The organism is Pantoea folii (assembly GCF_056678875.1).
The window spans coordinates 50484-65989 of record NZ_JBWXON010000015.1; the positions used below are offsets into that span (position 1 = coordinate 50484).

Annotated in this window: 16 protein-coding genes; 6 read left to right on the forward strand and 10 right to left on the reverse strand. The window is 53.4% G+C overall.

Features of this window, described 5'->3' with window-relative positions; all coding sequences use genetic code 11:
- The first annotated feature begins 130 nt into the window (after positions 1-130).
- On the forward strand, positions 131-661 hold the full coding sequence (locus AC1MDE_RS17355) for a sterol desaturase family protein (protein WP_479400346.1): 531 nt from the start codon (positions 131-133) through the stop codon (positions 659-661).
- Here the strand turns inward: AC1MDE_RS17355 and crtB are convergent.
- The 5 genes from crtB to AC1MDE_RS17380 are packed head-to-tail and all read right to left on the reverse strand — an operon-like array spanning position 600 to position 6364.
- The gene (gene crtB / locus AC1MDE_RS17360) at positions 600-1529 is read right to left on the reverse strand and encodes a 15-cis-phytoene synthase CrtB (protein ID WP_479401830.1); all 930 of its coding nucleotides are present in this window, start codon (positions 1527-1529) and stop codon (positions 600-602) included. The genes AC1MDE_RS17355 and crtB overlap by 62 nt on opposite strands.
- Positions 1526-3007: a phytoene desaturase gene (locus tag AC1MDE_RS17365; protein WP_479401832.1), complete on the reverse strand. Its 1482-nt coding sequence runs from the start codon at positions 3005-3007 to the stop codon at positions 1526-1528. The genes crtB and AC1MDE_RS17365 overlap by 4 nt, the downstream gene beginning before the upstream one ends.
- Positions 3007-4173: a lycopene beta-cyclase CrtY gene (gene crtY / locus AC1MDE_RS17370; protein WP_479400344.1), complete on the reverse strand. Its 1167-nt coding sequence runs from the start codon at positions 4171-4173 to the stop codon at positions 3007-3009. Before crtY ends, AC1MDE_RS17365 begins: the two co-directional genes overlap by 1 nt.
- Positions 4173-5444 (reverse strand): glycosyltransferase, encoded by a 1272-nt coding sequence (locus AC1MDE_RS17375; RefSeq protein WP_479403243.1) that lies wholly within the window; start codon positions 5442-5444, stop codon positions 4173-4175. Before AC1MDE_RS17375 ends, crtY begins: the two co-directional genes overlap by 1 nt.
- A gap of 14 nt (positions 5445-5458) precedes the next feature.
- Complete coding sequence (locus AC1MDE_RS17380; RefSeq protein ID WP_268152616.1) at positions 5459-6364, reverse strand: polyprenyl synthetase family protein; 906 nt, start codon at positions 6362-6364, stop codon at positions 5459-5461.
- A 241-nt stretch (positions 6365-6605) separates the two neighbouring features.
- Here AC1MDE_RS17380 and AC1MDE_RS17385 point away from each other — a divergent pair, with 241 nt between their 5' ends.
- The 3 genes from AC1MDE_RS17385 (at position 6606) to AC1MDE_RS17395 (ending at position 9991) form a co-directional block, all read left to right on the forward strand.
- Positions 6606-7547, forward strand: a complete 942-nt coding sequence (locus AC1MDE_RS17385) for a 2-hydroxyacid dehydrogenase (RefSeq protein WP_058961626.1) — start codon at positions 6606-6608, stop codon at positions 7545-7547.
- A gap of 117 nt (positions 7548-7664) precedes the next feature.
- Positions 7665-8846 carry an NAD(P)/FAD-dependent oxidoreductase gene (locus AC1MDE_RS17390; RefSeq protein WP_058961627.1) on the forward strand — a complete coding sequence of 394 codons (1182 nt, stop codon included), beginning with the start codon at positions 7665-7667 and terminating at the stop codon, positions 8844-8846.
- A gap of 119 nt (positions 8847-8965) precedes the next feature.
- Positions 8966-9991 carry a Gfo/Idh/MocA family protein gene (locus tag AC1MDE_RS17395; RefSeq protein ID WP_058961628.1) on the forward strand — a complete coding sequence of 342 codons (1026 nt, stop codon included), beginning with the start codon at positions 8966-8968 and terminating at the stop codon, positions 9989-9991.
- A gap of 1 nt (position 9992) precedes the next feature.
- Here the strand turns inward: AC1MDE_RS17395 and AC1MDE_RS17400 are convergent, their stop codons facing one another.
- A complete protein-coding gene (locus AC1MDE_RS17400) occupies positions 9993-10913 on the reverse strand; it encodes a LysR family transcriptional regulator (RefSeq protein ID WP_058961629.1) in 921 nt (306 codons plus the stop codon).
- An 84-nt stretch (positions 10914-10997) separates the two neighbouring features.
- Here AC1MDE_RS17400 and AC1MDE_RS17405 point away from each other — a divergent pair, with 84 nt between their 5' ends.
- On the forward strand, positions 10998-11489 hold the full coding sequence (locus AC1MDE_RS17405) for a GNAT family N-acetyltransferase (protein WP_058961630.1): 492 nt from the start codon (positions 10998-11000) through the stop codon (positions 11487-11489).
- A gap of 101 nt (positions 11490-11590) precedes the next feature.
- Positions 11591-11809: a hypothetical protein gene (locus tag AC1MDE_RS17410; protein WP_480344894.1), complete on the forward strand. Its 219-nt coding sequence runs from the start codon at positions 11591-11593 to the stop codon at positions 11807-11809.
- Between the two features lie 37 nt (positions 11810-11846).
- Here the strand turns inward: AC1MDE_RS17410 and mazF are convergent, their stop codons facing one another.
- The 4 genes from mazF to proP all read right to left on the reverse strand — a co-directional run bounded on the left by mazF (position 11847) and on the right by proP (position 15412).
- Positions 11847-12179 carry an endoribonuclease MazF gene (gene mazF, locus AC1MDE_RS17415; protein ID WP_058961632.1) on the reverse strand — a complete coding sequence of 111 codons (333 nt, stop codon included), beginning with the start codon at positions 12177-12179 and terminating at the stop codon, positions 11847-11849.
- Positions 12179-12424: an AbrB/MazE/SpoVT family DNA-binding domain-containing protein gene (locus AC1MDE_RS17420; protein WP_058961633.1), complete on the reverse strand. Its 246-nt coding sequence runs from the start codon at positions 12422-12424 to the stop codon at positions 12179-12181. Before AC1MDE_RS17420 ends, mazF begins: the two co-directional genes overlap by 1 nt.
- Positions 12425-12537: 113 nt before the next feature.
- Positions 12538-13626: a mechanosensitive ion channel family protein gene (locus AC1MDE_RS17425; RefSeq protein WP_058961634.1), complete on the reverse strand. Its 1089-nt coding sequence runs from the start codon at positions 13624-13626 to the stop codon at positions 12538-12540.
- Positions 13627-13903: 277 nt separating this feature from the next.
- Entirely contained in the window at positions 13904-15412 is a 1509-nt protein-coding gene (gene proP / locus AC1MDE_RS17430) for a glycine betaine/L-proline transporter ProP (protein WP_479401837.1), read from the reverse strand.
- Positions 15413-15506: the final 94 nt, after the last annotated feature.

Sequence of the window (15506 nt, forward strand, 5' to 3'; positions counted from 1 at the left end):
GTAGTAATGTCGATGAGTATGGATGAAAACTCAACTGCCATCAATCCAACAAAAATAAACGTTATTGACTTGCCTCTCGACCTATCCGCGTCCACTTTTAAAGCCTCTGTTCAACACAAATGGATGCACGATGCTTTGGTTATGGAATACGCTGATCTTGCTGGCGTCAGTGGTGGTGATGGAAGGGGTGGCGGCACTGTCGCATAAGTACATTATGCACGGATGGGGCTGGGGCTGGCATTTATCACACCATGAACCGCACGACGGCAAATTTGAACTCAACGATCTCTATGCCGTGGTGTTTATGTTCATGGCGATTGCGCTGATCTACATCGGCGTAAACGGCTACTGGCCGCTGCAATGGATTGGTGCGGGCGTAACCTTGTACGGCGTACTCTATTTCATGGTACATGACGGGCTGGTGCATCAACGCTGGCCGTTCCGCTATATCCCGCGCAAAGGCTATCTCAAGCGTCTGTATATGGCGCACCGCATGCATCATGCGGTGCGAGGACGGGAAGGATGTGTTTCTTTCGGCTTTCTCTATGCGCCGCCATTGCATAAATTGCAGGCGGCGCTGCGACAGCGGCATAAATCCGTTAACGCGGACGCTGCCACAACCCCTCAGGACGCGACTCCGGACGAGTCAAACGTGAAGTAAGCGCCAGGCCAGCACCTTTCACCAGCAGCGCCAGTTTTTCGCCGCTGCTGGTGCGTTGTCGCGCATCCCAGGCGTGCTCACCCGCATGTTGCACTTTCACCCCAATCTCACGATAGACGCCGCGTGCGGTGGCGATAGCCCACGCGGAACGCAGCGGCAACCCTGGTAAGCCGGAACGAGCAGAGTGATAATAGGGTTCTGCTTCGCTCACCAGTCGCGCGGCCAGTGGTGCCAGGGCAGCGCGATGTTGCGGATCGGCAAGATTCTGGCCGGTTAAGCCCGCTTGATCCAGCCAGCTTTGCGGCAGATAGCAGCGCCCGTTCTGCGCATCTTCAACGATGTCGCGGGCAATGTTGGTGAGCTGGAAGGCGAGCCCCAGATCGCAGGCGCGATCCAGCACCGCTTCGTCACGGACGCCCATCACACGGGCCATCATCAGGCCCACCACTCCCGCGACGTGATAGCAGTAGCGCAAAGTATCGTCGAACGTCACGTAGCGCGCCTCACGCGCATCCATCGCAAAGCCTTCCAGGTGATCAAACGCCAACTGTGGCGGCAACTGGTGAATTAACGCCACCTCCTGGAATGCTTTGAACGCGGGTTCATCCATGTGCGCACCGCTGTAAGCACGGCGGGTTTCAATTTGCAGATGCAGCATGCGCGCTTCGGCATCTTCCACCACATGTTGTGTGCCGCTTTCGCCCAGCGTTTGTCCATCAATCACGTCATCGCAGTGGCGACACCACGCGTACAGCATCAGCGTGCTGCGCCGCGTGGGCGCATCGAACAGTTTCGCGGCGGTGGCAAAACTCTTTGAGCCCACCGCCATGGTCTGAGTCACTTGCTCCAGCAGGGGTTGGCGATTCATCCAGCGAGATCCTCCTGCATCAGTTGCGCAGTGGCTTTCGCCGAGCCAATCACACCGGGTACGCCCGCGCCAGGGTGCGTACCCGCCCCGACCAGATAGAGATTGGCGATATCCGCATCGCGGTTGTGCGGGCGGAACCATGCGCTCTGCGTCAAAATCGGTTCCAGCGAAAACGCGGATCCCTGATGGGCGTGCAGCGTGTCGCGAAAATCAAACGGCGTAAACATGCGGTGCGTCACCAGTTGCTGACGTAGTCCCGGCATATAGTGCTCCTCCAGATAAGCAAAGATGCGATCGCGTAAACGCGGTCCTTCCTGTTGCCAGTCAATCGCCGCCGTGCCGAGATGCGGCACCGGTGCCAATACATAAAAACTGCCACAGCCTGCCGGAGCCAGTGATGGATCGCTGGAGCAGGGTGCATGCAGATAAAGCGAAAAATCGTCTGAAAGCTGGCTGCTGTTAAAAATCTCGTCGATCAGCTCACGATAGCGCGGGCCAAAGCACACGGTATGATGCGCCAGCTGTGAATGCGGGTGATTCAGACCGAAATAGAGTACAAACAGCGAATTGCTCATGCGTTTACGTTTCAGCGAGGCCGCACGTTTGCTGGCGGCAGGATGCCCACGCAGCAACCGATCATAGGTATGCACCACATCGGCATTCGATGCCACCGCATTAGCTGCATACCGGCGACCATCTTTCAACTGCACGCCACTTATGCGATTGCCCTGGGTTTCCAGCTGACTCACTTCGGCGTTGAGCAACAATTCGCCATCCAGGTCGGTAAATAGTTTTGCCATGCCTTGCACCAGCGCACCGGTGCCACCACGCGGAAACCATACGCCCCATTCGCGTTCCAGCGCATGAATCAAGGTATAGATCGAGGACGTTGCAAAAGGATTACCGCCAACCAGCAGCGAGTGAAAAGAGAATGCCTGACGCAGGTGATCGTCCTGTATAAATTTTGCCACCATACTGTAAACGCTGCGCCACGCTTGCAATCGGCCCAGTTGAGGGCCGGCGCGCAACATGTCACGAAAATGCAAAAAAGGGACAGTGCCTAGTTTCAGATAGCCCTCTTTAAACACCTCGCGTGAGTAGGCGAGGAACTGGCGATAACCTGCCACATCGGCCGGATTGAAGGCGGCAATTTGCTGTTCCAACAACGGTTGATTGTTGTCGTAGTTGAGCTGTTTACCGTCCTCCCAGCACAAGCGATAGAAGGGTGTAACCGGCATTAACTCGACATAATCGCTGAGTGATTTTCCGGCCAGCGTAAACAGCTCTTCAATCGCCGTAGGATCGGTGATCACCGTGGGCCCGGCATCAAAAGTAAAACCCTGTTCCTGCCAGGCATAGGCGCGTCCGCCGGGTTTATCGCGCTGCTCAAGTAGCGTGGTGGGAATACCGGCCGCCTGCAGCCGGATAGCCAGCGCCAGGCCGCCAAAACCGGCGCCAATCACATAGGTGCGTTTCATTATTTCTTCCCTGGTTTAGAAGAGGTCGTCATCAGTGCGCGCACCGCTTCGCCGATCGGCACGGGCGGTTTGCCACATAAAATGCGCGCTTTGTCGCTGAGGCGGAGTTGCCCGGCGTAAAAGCGGCTGATTAATCCGGCATCCAGCCGATAAAAGCGCTGCATCACACGCCAGCGTTGCTCCGGGCGTCCAGCCAAAAACAGCATCCGGTTGAGCAGCCGGAAAAAACGCTGTGTTCGCCATTGCTCGCGCGCAAACTGTTCGATGGCGCGACTGAGCGTTGCCGCATCACAGGGCAGTAACCGGGCGATTAACTCCGCCAGCGCCATGGCCGAGGGCAACGAGTAGCCGGTGGTGGCGTGAAACAAGCCTGCGCGCAATCCACTGCACGGCTGACCACGCTGTTGCTGCCAGAAAGCATCGATATCGCCACTCAGCGTAATCGGCAGCGAACCTTGCTCCTCACGCAGCAGAAGACTCAATGGCCAGTGGTGCGCTTTGGCGTAGTCGGCGATATTCTGCCGCGCGGTGTGCTCTGTCAGCGTGGGCTGGTTAATGTAGTGCGTATCTTCAATTAAAAGACGATCCGCACTCAGCGGTAAGGTGTAAACAAAACGGTAGCCTTGCTGCTGGTCCACTGTGGCATCCATCAAGATTGGCTGCGTTAAACCGTGAGGCCTCGCCAGATGCCACTCCTGACCGACAAAGGCTTGATAGCCCAGTTGCAGATGCGGCGTGTGTTGCAGGCCGCGACCATCAATCACCACCGCAGCATGCAGTACGCGATGGTCGGCCAGGGTGACCTGGGTGGGTCGCACCTCATTCACCGGGGTATTGATCCAGAGATCATCCGCCATGACCTCATAAAGCCGTTGGGCAAAATCTACAGAGGTGATTGAGCAATATTCCCCGCTGAGATTGCGGCGCAGTGTAGGGAAACGCACCTGATAGCCGGGCCAGCGGTGGGCAATCAACGGTTGCAGCCACTGAAGCTGATCGGGGCTGAGATCGTCCTGATGAAAGGACCAGGTATGATTACCTGCCGGATGCGCGTGACTTTCCAGCATCAGAACACGCAGCTGGGGATGACGCTGGCGTAACTGCAGCGCGATCAGCCCGTTAGCCAGGCCGGCCCCCACCAAAATCACGTCATAATGTTTGAGCATCAGGTCGCCTCCGCCAGCACAACGCGTTGCTGACCTAATGCCTGCTCCACAATGTCAGCGGCTCGCTCGCAACCACCGGCGCGCTGTAGCTGCGCCTGAATGGGCGAGATCCGCAGCCGATAGCCGTCATCCGTCAACAGTTGCTGCAGGTGCTGCTCCAGCTGATGCACGCGGCTAAAGCGAGACGCACGATGACCGACACCGTGCCATGCAATACGAGACGCCACGCCGGGTTGGTCAAAGGCCAGCGGCAGCGCCAGCATTGGGGTGCCCGATTCCAATGACTCTAACGTGCTGTTGAGTCCGGCATGGGTGATAAACAGCTGCGCATGTTGCAGCGCGGCTGGCTGATCGAGAAAATCCGTCACCCACGCCGCACCGGCGCGCTCAAGCTGCTGCACCTGATTGGCGTCCAAACCGCCACAATGGGCAATCACCAACGAGAGCTGCTGGTTGCGGCACGCTTGTGCCAGATGCAGGAACAAGCGAAAACGATGACCTTGCAAGGTGCCAAAAGAGGCATAAACCACCGGCTGTCGCAATTCTGGCCAGGGCGCGCTGGCACTGCGGGGAGGATGCGATGCCTGCAGCAGACCCACAGCGTGAAAATGGCTTGGCAGATGCTGGCGCGGAAAATCAAATGCCGAAACGAGTTGGCTAATCTGCGCCAGCGGTGACAAACATTGATGCAGGCTGTGGCGATCGGGTAAACCCCATCGTTGCGCATTGTGGCTGATCACCGCGCCATGGCGCTGCATCAGACGATCATAAATATCCTGGCTGGCCTGAAAACGTTGCAGTGATTTTTCATCCTGACCAAAGCGAAACGGCATCACCGCCAGCGGTATGCCAGGCTCGCGATTCACCGGCAGCGCGCAGGCCACTGAAACAAAGGGAAGGTGCAACGCTTCTGCCACTAAGCCACCCGCCGCTTCCATCTGATCGGCAATCACACCATCGACTTGCAGCGAGGTTAAACGCGCAGGCAGTTCACGACACAACATATCGGTGCTGGCGGCGATATCACTGATTACCCGCCATAACGAAAGGGGCGAGGCCAGATGCTGTAACACCCGTGCCAGCGAACCGGCGGGATGGCTGCGCTCACCTACGGTGCTGAATCCTATACATTCATCCGTTAGCAGGAGACGTGCATCATCCTGTTGCACAAAGGTGATGCGATGACCGCGCGCAATCAGCGTCTGTGACAACGCCTGCAGCGCGTGAAAGTGGCTATACAGTGGCGGCGCAATCACGGCAAAGTGCCCCATCGGCAGTCCCGCGATCAGTGAAACATCGCCAGCTGTTGATTAAACAGGGCGTGCATATATTGGCGGGTCGCTATGCCACGATGGCAGGCGCAGGCGAGGTGCGCATCGGCACTGCGCAGATGTTCACGCAAGCGGCGCTCAGCACCTTCGGCCCCCAACATCTGTACCAGCGTCGATTTACCCTGATCCTGATTAATGTCCTTGCCGGTGTGTTTACTGCCGTCGGCGAGATCATCGAGCAATTGGAAAGCCTGACCCAAATCCTGCGCGAAATAACTGAGTTTCTGGCGCATAGCGGGTGTTGCTTCCGCGGCAATCGCCGCCATTTGCAAAGTGGCTCGGAACAGCACGCTGGTTTTAAGTTCATTGGTTAATGCGACGGCTTCCGGGCTACGCGATTGCGCGCCCTGATGCAGATCCTGGAATTGACCCTGCACCAAACCTTGTAAACCTACGGCAGAAGAGAGTTCGGCAATCGCCTCTGATTTCTGCAGGGCGGCTAAACCTGGCGCAACGGCAATCACTTCAAAGGCGCGGCTCAGCAGGGCAATCGCCGCCAGAATCGCCACGCTTTCGCCAAATTCGCGATGCACCGTTGGGCGCCCGCGTCGCATCTGAGCATTGTCCATGCAAGGAATATCATCGAGGATCAGCGACGCGGCATGCACCATTTCAACCGCGCAGGCGAGATCAAGAATGCCCTGTTGCGATGCTTTGCTGCCCATATCTCGCGCAGCCAACAGCAGCAACAGTGGACGAATGCGTTTACCCGGTGCCAGTGCTCCGGCGCGCATGGCGGCACGAACCTGATCGCTCGGCTGACCCGCAGGCAGCAGTTGCTCAAGATGCGTCTGCAATAATTGCTGCAAAGAGTGAAGTTCGTGTTCCTGGCTTGCTGTGATGTCGACATGGGCGGTCATAGCGGCTTTCCATGGTAAGTTGAATTGTTATGGTTTTTTTATTAACCGTAGACTGCGTAAGGTGAGTTCGCCAGCGCGCTCAACGCATTACGGTAAAGACAGATCCGAAATAAAACCTGATTCTCCACCAGGATTCATTGCACTTTCCCCGTGATCGTATTAGCGAAAAAAGTAACAAGGGTGCCGTAACATAAATTCATCCGGTAGTCTGAAACGACACGCTTATCCATCCAGGAAAATAATGATGTCTTCGCAACCTCATATTCTGATTATTCAGCCACTGATGCCGCAGCTGGACGAAAAACTCTCGCAACATTTTCATTGTCATCGTTTATATAATGAGCAGGACCCTGCGCTATTTCTTCAGCGCCAGGGCAAAGAGATTCAAGGCATAGTGACGCGCGGTGACGTGGGTGTAGAAACGTCGATTCTGGAACAGGTGCCGGCCTGTAAAGCGATTGCGGTGTTTGGGGTGGGAACCGATCGTATCGACCTGAATTACACCGCTGCACATGATATTCAGGTGAGCATCACCAGCGATATTCTTACCGATGATGTCGCCGATTTAGCCATGACGTTGACCTTAGCTTTTTCACGCAACCTGGTGGCCAATCATCAGTTCGCCCGTTCTGGTGCGTGGGAAAATACCGGTACTTCGCTTTCCAGTAAAGCCAGCGGAAAACGCATGGGCATTGCGGGCTTGGGTGCGATTGGACTGGCCATCGCTCGCCGGGCTGAAGCATTCGGTATGGAGATCGCTTACACCGCGCGCAGCCAGAAAAATGTGCCTTACCAACGCTGCGAGAGCATTGAACAGCTGGCGGCGTTCAGTGATTTCCTGGTGCTGGCGCTGCCGGGTAGCCCGGAAAATATCCAGCTGGTGGACGCAAAAGTACTGGCGGCGTTGGGGAAATCGGGGGTGCTGATCAACATTGCACGCGGCACGGTGGTGAATGAAAACGATCTTATCCAGGCATTGCAGCAGGGTGTGATAAAAGGCGCCGCGCTGGATGTTTTCCCGCAAGAGCCGGTTATTCATCCTGCGCTGCGTGAATTAGATAATGTGTTATTAACGCCGCATATTGCCAGTGCCACCCATGAAACCCGTGAAGGCATGGCGAATAATGTGCTGGAGAATTTACTAGCCTATTTCTCAAACGGAAAAATGCTGACGGCGGTATAAATTTATTCTCTGGCATCAGAGGATTTTCTTATATCCTGCGCAGTAAGTGTTCTATAGCGATTGCAATCTCTGCCGATGAACGTTGTTATGATAGGGCTATTCATTCAGGAGCCATTCATGACAACCCAAAAGATTGCGGTAGTGGGCGGCGGCGTCATCGGTTTAGCGGTGGCGCGCGCATTAGCCTTGCAGGGCGTACAGGTTACGATTTTTGAACAGCAGCATATTGGTGCAGGTACCAGCAGCACCACCTTCGCCTGGGTCAACTCCAACGGTAAACAACCGCTCAGTTATCACCAGCTCAATGCCCTCGCTATGGAAGAACACACGCGTTTGCAACTCTCGCAAACCAATGGTCTGCGCTGGCTGGAAACTTGTGGCACCTGGGAGTGGGCGGCAGAAGGCGAGGCGCAGCAGAGGCTACTTCAGCGTGCTACCTCCCTGCAATCGCTGGGTTATCCCGCGCATGAGGTGACACCGGATGCGTTGCAGCGTGAAGTGCCGGATCTGCGTTCACAGGCGGTAAGTGGCAGCGTCTGGCATTTCCCAACGGAATCGGTATTGCATCCGGCGCTGTATCTGTCGCGACTCTGGTCTGAAGCGCGTGCCAATGGAGCGGTATTACATCAACAACATGCGATTGAACGTGTTAGCGAACGGGCTGATAGCGTCACGCTGCATCTGACAAATGGCGAGCAGTGGCAGGGCGATCACGTAGTGATTGCCACCGGCCGCTGGGCCAATCAACTGCTTAACACCCTCCATCTTGATCTGGCGCTACTCGACACCAGCAAACCCAACGCGGTGGCCTGTAGCTTCCTCGCGCGAACTGCGCCACAGCCGCTGTCACTATCATCCAATCTGATCTCACCACAGCTCAACGTGCGCCCGGATGGCGGTGGGCGGTTGTTATTACAAGCACTGGAACTGGACGATATTGCCGATCCTGCCTCGCCACCTTCGCTCCATGGGGATATTGCCCAACAGTTCCGCGATCGCTACCACGCGTTGTTTGCAGATGCAGGCGAATTGCAGATTGAGAACATTGTGATTGGTCAACGCGCCAGACCGGCGGATGGATTACCTGCCATTGGCTACGTCACGCCTCATCAGCGTGTGTATGTGGCAGTGACACACAGTGGAATCACATTGTCACCGTTGATTGGCAAGCTGGTGGCGCAGGAACTGGTGCAGGATCAGGCCAGTGAGTTACTGGCAGATTTCCGCCCTCAGCGTTTGTTAGGTAAAAACGCCAGTGACTTTGCGCCGATTAAGCGCAACTTCCCTGCGGCACAGTAAAGCCATTTTTCCTAAAAATGATATTTTTGTGCCATTTTTGCGTGAGCGAGCAGTTTTAGTTGTTGCGATTATGTTATTACTGATTGCCTTACCACTCTTCTCTATCACAAGGAGGCAGCATGAAAATCGGTATCGTGGGCTATGGAACGGGCGGCAAACACTTTCACGCGCCATTCATTAATGCGGCTGAGGGCGTGGAGTTAGCGGGCATCGTGGCGCGTGCGCCAGCCACTATTTCACGCGTGAGAGCGGATTTTCCCGACATTCCGATCTATGCCAGCCTGACCGACATGCTGGCGGCAGGTGTCGATGCCGTCACGATCACGACACCACCGCAAACGCGCCGCGAACTGGTGCTGGAAGCGATTGCTGCGGGTGTGGCGGTGATTGCCGACAAACCCTTTGCACCCGACGCGAAAACGGGGCGCGAGTTGGCCAATGCCGCGAAAGCGAAAGGCGTCGTACTGAGCGTGTATCACAACCGTCGTTTTGACCATGATGTGCGCACGCTGAAAAAACTGATTGAGCAAAATCGCGTGGGAAAAGTGTGGCGTTTGCATAATCGTATGGATTTTGACGATGCCAATACCCTCGAAGGCGGCGAAACCGGCGGTTTGCTGCGTGATTTAGGCAGTCATATTGTCGATCAGGCGCTGTTCCTGTTGGGGCCGGTAAAATCGGTTTATGCTCAATTGGATATCATCGACCTGCCGGAAGGGCCGACCGACGCCAGTTTTGTGCTGACGCTAACTCATCAAAACGGGACTAAATCCTATCTTTCCGCCACCAAACTGAATCGCTTTGTTTGCCGTGAGTTTCGTCTGTATGGCGATGCCGGTAGCTTTGTTTCACAAGGGACGGATGTGCAGGCGCAGGCCATTTTTGCGGGCCAGCGCCCGGCGGACGATCGGGATGCATGGGGCTATGAGCAGCCTGAGCGCTGGGGCACACTTAATACGCCGCAAGGCTCAGAACGGGTGCCTTCTGAACAAGGTGCCTATCACGCCTATTACGAAGCTTTTGCTCAAGCGGTACGCGATGGCAGTGAGCCTCCGGTGACGCCAGAGCAGGCGATTGAAGTCCTGGCGCTACTGGATGCTGCTTTTGTTAGCGCACGTGAAAATCGGGTCGTGGAACTAGCGTGATTTACACGACCTGCACAATTTGTTCGCGTAGCCATTGATGTCCGGCGCTGTTCGCCAGCGCCGGATTGTAGTAAACGCGCAGCGCATAATGCGGGGTAGGAAAGGGCGTCGGGAAAATTTTCAAATCCGCCGCGCCAAACAAGGATGTCACGGCACGTTGCGGTAACGCGATAGCCAGATCCGTGCTGGCGATGATCAATGGTGCAGTCATCAGACTCGGCAGTTCCACCACCACTTTGCGCTGAATTCCTTGCGCGTCGAGTATTCGGTCAATCACGCCGCGTTGCTCATTCCACGGATTAACTACCACATGCCCCACGCGCAGGTAATCCTCATAGGTGAGCGCATCGCGGATAAACGGATGCCCCTGGCGAACTGCAACCACGTAGTTATCCTCGAAACATTCGATAGTGTTGATGCCACGTCTTGGGGGGGTGACTTCATCCTCAAAACCGATGGCAAAATCCACCTTGCCCGCCATCAAATCCTCAAACGCATCGTAGCCGCGTGAATACACCACCTTGATCACTACATTGGGTGCCTGCTGTTGCAGATGGGCAATCAACGTGGGCAGAAGGGCGGTAGCGGTGTAATCCGTCACGGCAAAGCGGAAAACCTGATGGCTGGTGAGCGGGTCAAAATCGTTTCGGCGGTTAAGGCTCTCCACCAGCGCGGCCAGGGCATTGATAATGCCGGGCGCGAGCAGTTCCGCTTTCGCGCTGGGTAACATTGCATTTCCCTGACGGATAAAAAGCGGATCGTCCAGTGAGACACGCAGGCGTGCCAAAGCGTGACTTAATGCCGAGGGACTGAAGGCCAATTCATTTGCGGCGGCGGTGACACTGCGCTGGCGATAGAGCGCGGCAAACACCAGCAGTAAATTGAGGTCGAGTTGGCGCAGCATGAGATGCACGTTGTTCATGATTATCCTGAAGACAATGCAGTAGGTTCATGGTGATTTGTCGGTAAAATAGCGTGCATTGTGATGTTAATCCAGAGGGTAGTTGTGTCGAATTTAACGTTTAGAAATGCCACCTTAGCCGATGTTGATCGCTGCTATGCCATTGAAATTAATGCCTACGAAGGCGATGAGGCTGCCACGCGCGAAAAAATCGCAACCCGTATCGCACAGTATCCTCAAGGGTTTATGTGCCTTGAAAACGAGGGTCAAGTCATTGGCTTTATCAATGCAGGTTGCGCCTGGGATGTGGTGATGTCAGATGAGGAATTTAAGGAGTTAATCGGGCACGATCCTGCAGCACCTAACGTGGTAATTATGTCAGTGGTGCTCGATCCGGCCTATCAGGGCAAAGGATACAGCACACTGATGATGCAACAGTTCATCAAGCTTATGAAGCAGATGGATAAACATACCATCCATTTGATGTGCAAAACCCATCACGTTGATCTGTATAAGAAGTTCGGCTATCAGTACATCAAACCTTCGGCGTCCGATCACGGCGGCATGGCGTGGCACGAGATGCTGATGACGCTGTGATTATTTTTTAACCAAAAATAATTCATCACCTGATCGCGATCATAAAATTACGCTGAAAACTGCTCAACCATGTCAGTTAAATCACATGCAACGAGGAGGTTATGATGCGTACTGCACTGATGACCTTGCCGGAGGTGGCGCGCTATCTTGGCGTGCCCTCCGCCACTTTAGCCTGTGCGATTTGCAATCGTGGCACGCTAGAGAAAGTCCCGCTACCCGCCGCGGTTGACGATACCGCGCCGTTGTCCTGCCGCTGCTGGACGCCAGAAGATGTCCGCCAGTTCAGGCTGGCGATGATGCGGGCGCGGCGTGGGCACTGAAGAACAACTGGCGGCTTCAGGCTGCCAGTATTCGTGCTTATCCAATCAGCGCTTTCGCCTTGGCGCGAATCTCAGCCAGTTCATTCGATGTGACATGGCTTTTTTTCACCGCTTTTCGGGCGCGCCAGTCAATGCTGGTCACCTGATCAGCCAGCGCAACACTCTCCCGTGCGCCTGACAGGATGACTTCAAAGGGATAACCCTTGGCCTGAGTGGTGCAGGGTACGCAAAGCAGCATGCCCACTTTGTTGTTATAGGCAAAAGGACTGAGGACGACAGCAGGGCGATGTCCACCCTGCTCGTGCCCCAGTGTAGGGTCAAAATCCAGCCAGATCAGGTCTCCGGCATCGGGTACAAAACGTGAAACCATTAGAGCAATTCCTTGCCAACTGAAGGTCCAAAATCAATTTTTTCATGGACGTTATCTTCAGTGATGCCGTCCAGCAGAGCATCAAGGGAATACTCCTTTTCTCTCACCGGGACAAGTATCAATTTGCCATCTTCCACGCTGAGTTCCAGTTTGTCGTCAACACTGAGCGCAGCAGATTGCATTACGCTGGCAGGGATGCGGATTGAAGGACTATTGCCCCATTTTTTTAACGTCACCGTGGTCATAACCAACCTCCTGCGAAATGTCGATACACTGTATATCATCGTTAAGGTTGATACAACGTAGATACGCCATTACCGCTTGAGCTGCCACCTTTAAACGCAGGAAAGCGTATCATCTAAGACAACGTTTTCGTGCTATTAGATACTCCAGTCTCGGTCAACGTCGCCCGCACATGAGGAAGACTCTGCGGGTAATTCTGTTGAATAAATTCAATCATCTTCTCACGCACATAGCAGCGTAAATCCCAGGCGGTTGGGGAGTTTTGTGCGGTCATTAATAAACGAATCGTCATGGTTTTATCAGTGGTATCGGTCACCTGAAGCACCTGGGTTTGCTGATCCCAGAGTTTGGTTTCGCTGAGAACTTTTTCAAAATGCTGACGGAGTGGCTCTAATGGCATCGAATAATCGAGGTAAAGAAAAACCGAACCTAATATTTGGGCATTATTGCGTGTCCAGTTCTGGAAGGCGTTTTCGGTAAAATAGGTAATTGGCAGCACCAGACGGCGCAGGTCCCAGATACGCACCACAACATAGGTCAGGTTGATCTCCTCAATCCAACCCCATTCATTTTCAACCACAACCGCATCATCAATTTTGATCGGTTGCGTGAAGGCGATTTGAATGCCAGCGAACAGATTAACCAGTGACTTCTGCAGCGCAAAACCAATGATGATACCTGCCACCCCAGCGCCTGCGAGGATGGTGGTGCCGAATTTTCTTACGCCGGGAATGCTGATAAGAATCAGTGAAAGGCAGAATGATACAAGGAGGACAATCGCGACCTTTTTGACATAAATGATCTGGGTGCGAATCTTCCTGGCGCGCAGGTTGTTTGACAGATTAATATCATAGCGAATAAATAGCATGTCCTGCGCGACGTTGGTCAATCTTATTAAAATCGAGCACAATGACAATATTATGAAAACATTCAGCGTGGGGGTAATGAACGAAAGCGAATCGGGGTGAATATTTACATACTCGGCTCCAACGTTAATTAACATCAGAGGAATAAACAGGAACATCGATCCACGAAGATGCTTCTCAAGTGACTTGAACAATTTTCTGTCGCGATTCTGCCAGTAACGTATAAATCTAAGCAATAGGAAGCGAGCCAAAAAACCCGCGACAAGCGAAAGGGTGACAAGTAACACAGCAGGCACCCATGAAGGGGCGTCAGATAACTCATCAAATATCGATGGCATTATTTTCCCTCACTCTCAGCTGACAATTTGACGTTGTCAGATAAATTAAATATTCAGTAACCGTTGTCTGTCCGGTTCTCTGCTAATTATCTAATCGCTAATAATGAAATTGACTTAATACAGCTCATTGATTCTGATAAAAACAACTTCATCTTCATTAGCGAAGTTTAATTTAAAGTAATAAACCAACTCACTGAAAGTATAGACGATAATGAGTGTTCTGTGTCAGGCAGAGTGTTTGAGGGGAAAACCGCTGCCCTAAAGCAGCGGTTATTATTTATTGCGTTATTTCAGGATGCTGAGCAACTAAATTGCGGCGCTTATTCTTCAACGCCTCAATTTGTTCATCAATATCCTCGATGCGCTGCTCAATGCCATCATGATGCTCCTGCAGCAACTCTTTGGCTTCTTCAAGCGAGGAGGCAGCTGGGGTGTCACCATAGAGCGGTTTGTTAGCGGTTTCCCTCACGGTAAAACCGGTCACCACACCGATCGCACCCACTACCATCAGATACCATGCCGGCATATAAAGGTTGCCTGTCACTTCCACTAACCAGGCGGTAAGGGTAGGGGTAATACCCGCAACCAAAATGGAGATGTTATAGGTGCTGGCCAACGCGCTGTATCGCACTTCAGTCGGGAATAACGCGGGCAGGGTCGAGGCCATCACGCCAATCAGACAGTTGAGTATGACCGCCTGAATCAACAATCCAAAAAAGAGTGCGACCAGGCTGTGATGGGTAATCAGCATGAAGGAGGGAATGGATAACAGCACCATTGCTACGCTACCAATAATGATAAACGGACGACGTCCAAATTTATCACTGAGTAATCCCATCACTGGTTGCACAAACAGCATCGCCAGCATGATAACGACAATGATTAAAACGCCACGGTCTTCTGAATAGTGCAGATTGTGAGTCAGGTAACTCGGCACATAAGTCAGCAACATGTAGTAAGCCACGTTGGTGGTGATAACGATGCCGATGCAGGAGATCAGATTCCGCCAGTGCTTGCGTGCAATCTCTTTAAAAGGAACTGAAGGGCCTTCACTTAAACCTTGTTTCGAACCTTCTTCTAGTGAATCTACATGTTTCTGGAATGTCGGGGTCTCTTCGAGCGCATGACGCAGGTAAAGGCCGACTAAACCTAATGGCAACGCCATAAAGAAGGGAATGCGCCAGCCCCAGTCATTGAAGGTTTCCTGGCCCAGGATCGTGGTGAGCAGCACAACCACACCGGCGCCACAGACGAAGCCAACCAGCGAACCGAAATCAAGCCAGCTGCCTAAAAAACCACGTTTACGGTCGGGTGAGTACTCCGCAACAAAGATGGAAGCGCCGGTATATTCCCCTCCCACCGAGAATCCCTGAACCATTTTTGCAATCAGCAGCAAGACCGGTGCCCAGAAGCCGATGGTGGCATAGGAAGGAATAAGTCCGATACTGAAGGTGCTGAAGGTCATCAATATGATGGTGATGGCGAGAATCTTCTGACGGCCGTATTTATCACCCAATACACCAAAGAACATTCCCCCTAGCGGACGAATGATGAACGGAACCGAGAATGTGCCCAAAGCGGCGATGATCTGAATGCCAGGCGAGGCACCCGGGAAAAAAACTTTGCCTAAAACGGCTGCGACATAGCCGTATACCCCAAAATCGAACCACTCCATGGCATTACCCAGAGCGGCGGCGGTAATCGCCTTCTTGAGACGAGCATCATCAATGATTGTCACGTCCTTCAACCGCATCGGTTTAACCTTTTTACGTCTTAAACTAAGCATTACCATTCCCTTAAAAATCAATTATTTTTGATTGATATCTAGTTATAAACAAACAGTAAAACGTCATAGTGAACCCAGCAAAAGCTGATGATGC

Coding starts and splice junctions, on each gene's coding strand:
- AC1MDE_RS17355 (WP_479400346.1), top strand. CDS start 131: ATGCTTTGGTTATGGAATACGCTGATCTTGCTGGCGTCAGTGGTGGTG.
- crtB (WP_479401830.1), bottom strand. CDS start 1,529: ATGAATCGCCAACCCCTGCTGGAGCAAGTGACTCAGACCATGGCGGTG.
- AC1MDE_RS17365 (WP_479401832.1), bottom strand. CDS start 3,007: ATGAAACGCACCTATGTGATTGGCGCCGGTTTTGGCGGCCTGGCGCTG.
- crtY (WP_479400344.1), bottom strand. CDS start 4,173: ATGCTCAAACATTATGACGTGATTTTGGTGGGGGCCGGCCTGGCTAAC.
- AC1MDE_RS17375 (WP_479403243.1), bottom strand. CDS start 5,444: ATGGGGCACTTTGCCGTGATTGCGCCGCCACTGTATAGCCACTTTCAC.
- AC1MDE_RS17380 (WP_268152616.1), bottom strand. CDS start 6,364: ATGACCGCCCATGTCGACATCACAGCAAGCCAGGAACACGAACTTCAC.
- AC1MDE_RS17385 (WP_058961626.1), top strand. CDS start 6,606: ATGATGTCTTCGCAACCTCATATTCTGATTATTCAGCCACTGATGCCG.
- AC1MDE_RS17390 (WP_058961627.1), top strand. CDS start 7,665: ATGACAACCCAAAAGATTGCGGTAGTGGGCGGCGGCGTCATCGGTTTA.
- AC1MDE_RS17395 (WP_058961628.1), top strand. CDS start 8,966: ATGAAAATCGGTATCGTGGGCTATGGAACGGGCGGCAAACACTTTCAC.
- AC1MDE_RS17400 (WP_058961629.1), bottom strand. CDS start 10,913: ATGAACAACGTGCATCTCATGCTGCGCCAACTCGACCTCAATTTACTG.
- AC1MDE_RS17410 (WP_480344894.1), top strand. CDS start 11,591: ATGATGCGTACTGCACTGATGACCTTGCCGGAGGTGGCGCGCTATCTT.
- mazF (WP_058961632.1), bottom strand. CDS start 12,179: ATGGTTTCACGTTTTGTACCCGATGCCGGAGACCTGATCTGGCTGGAT.
- AC1MDE_RS17420 (WP_058961633.1), bottom strand. CDS start 12,424: ATGACCACGGTGACGTTAAAAAAATGGGGCAATAGTCCTTCAATCCGC.
- AC1MDE_RS17425 (WP_058961634.1), bottom strand. CDS start 13,626: ATGCCATCGATATTTGATGAGTTATCTGACGCCCCTTCATGGGTGCCT.
- proP (WP_479401837.1), bottom strand. CDS start 15,412: ATGCTTAGTTTAAGACGTAAAAAGGTTAAACCGATGCGGTTGAAGGAC.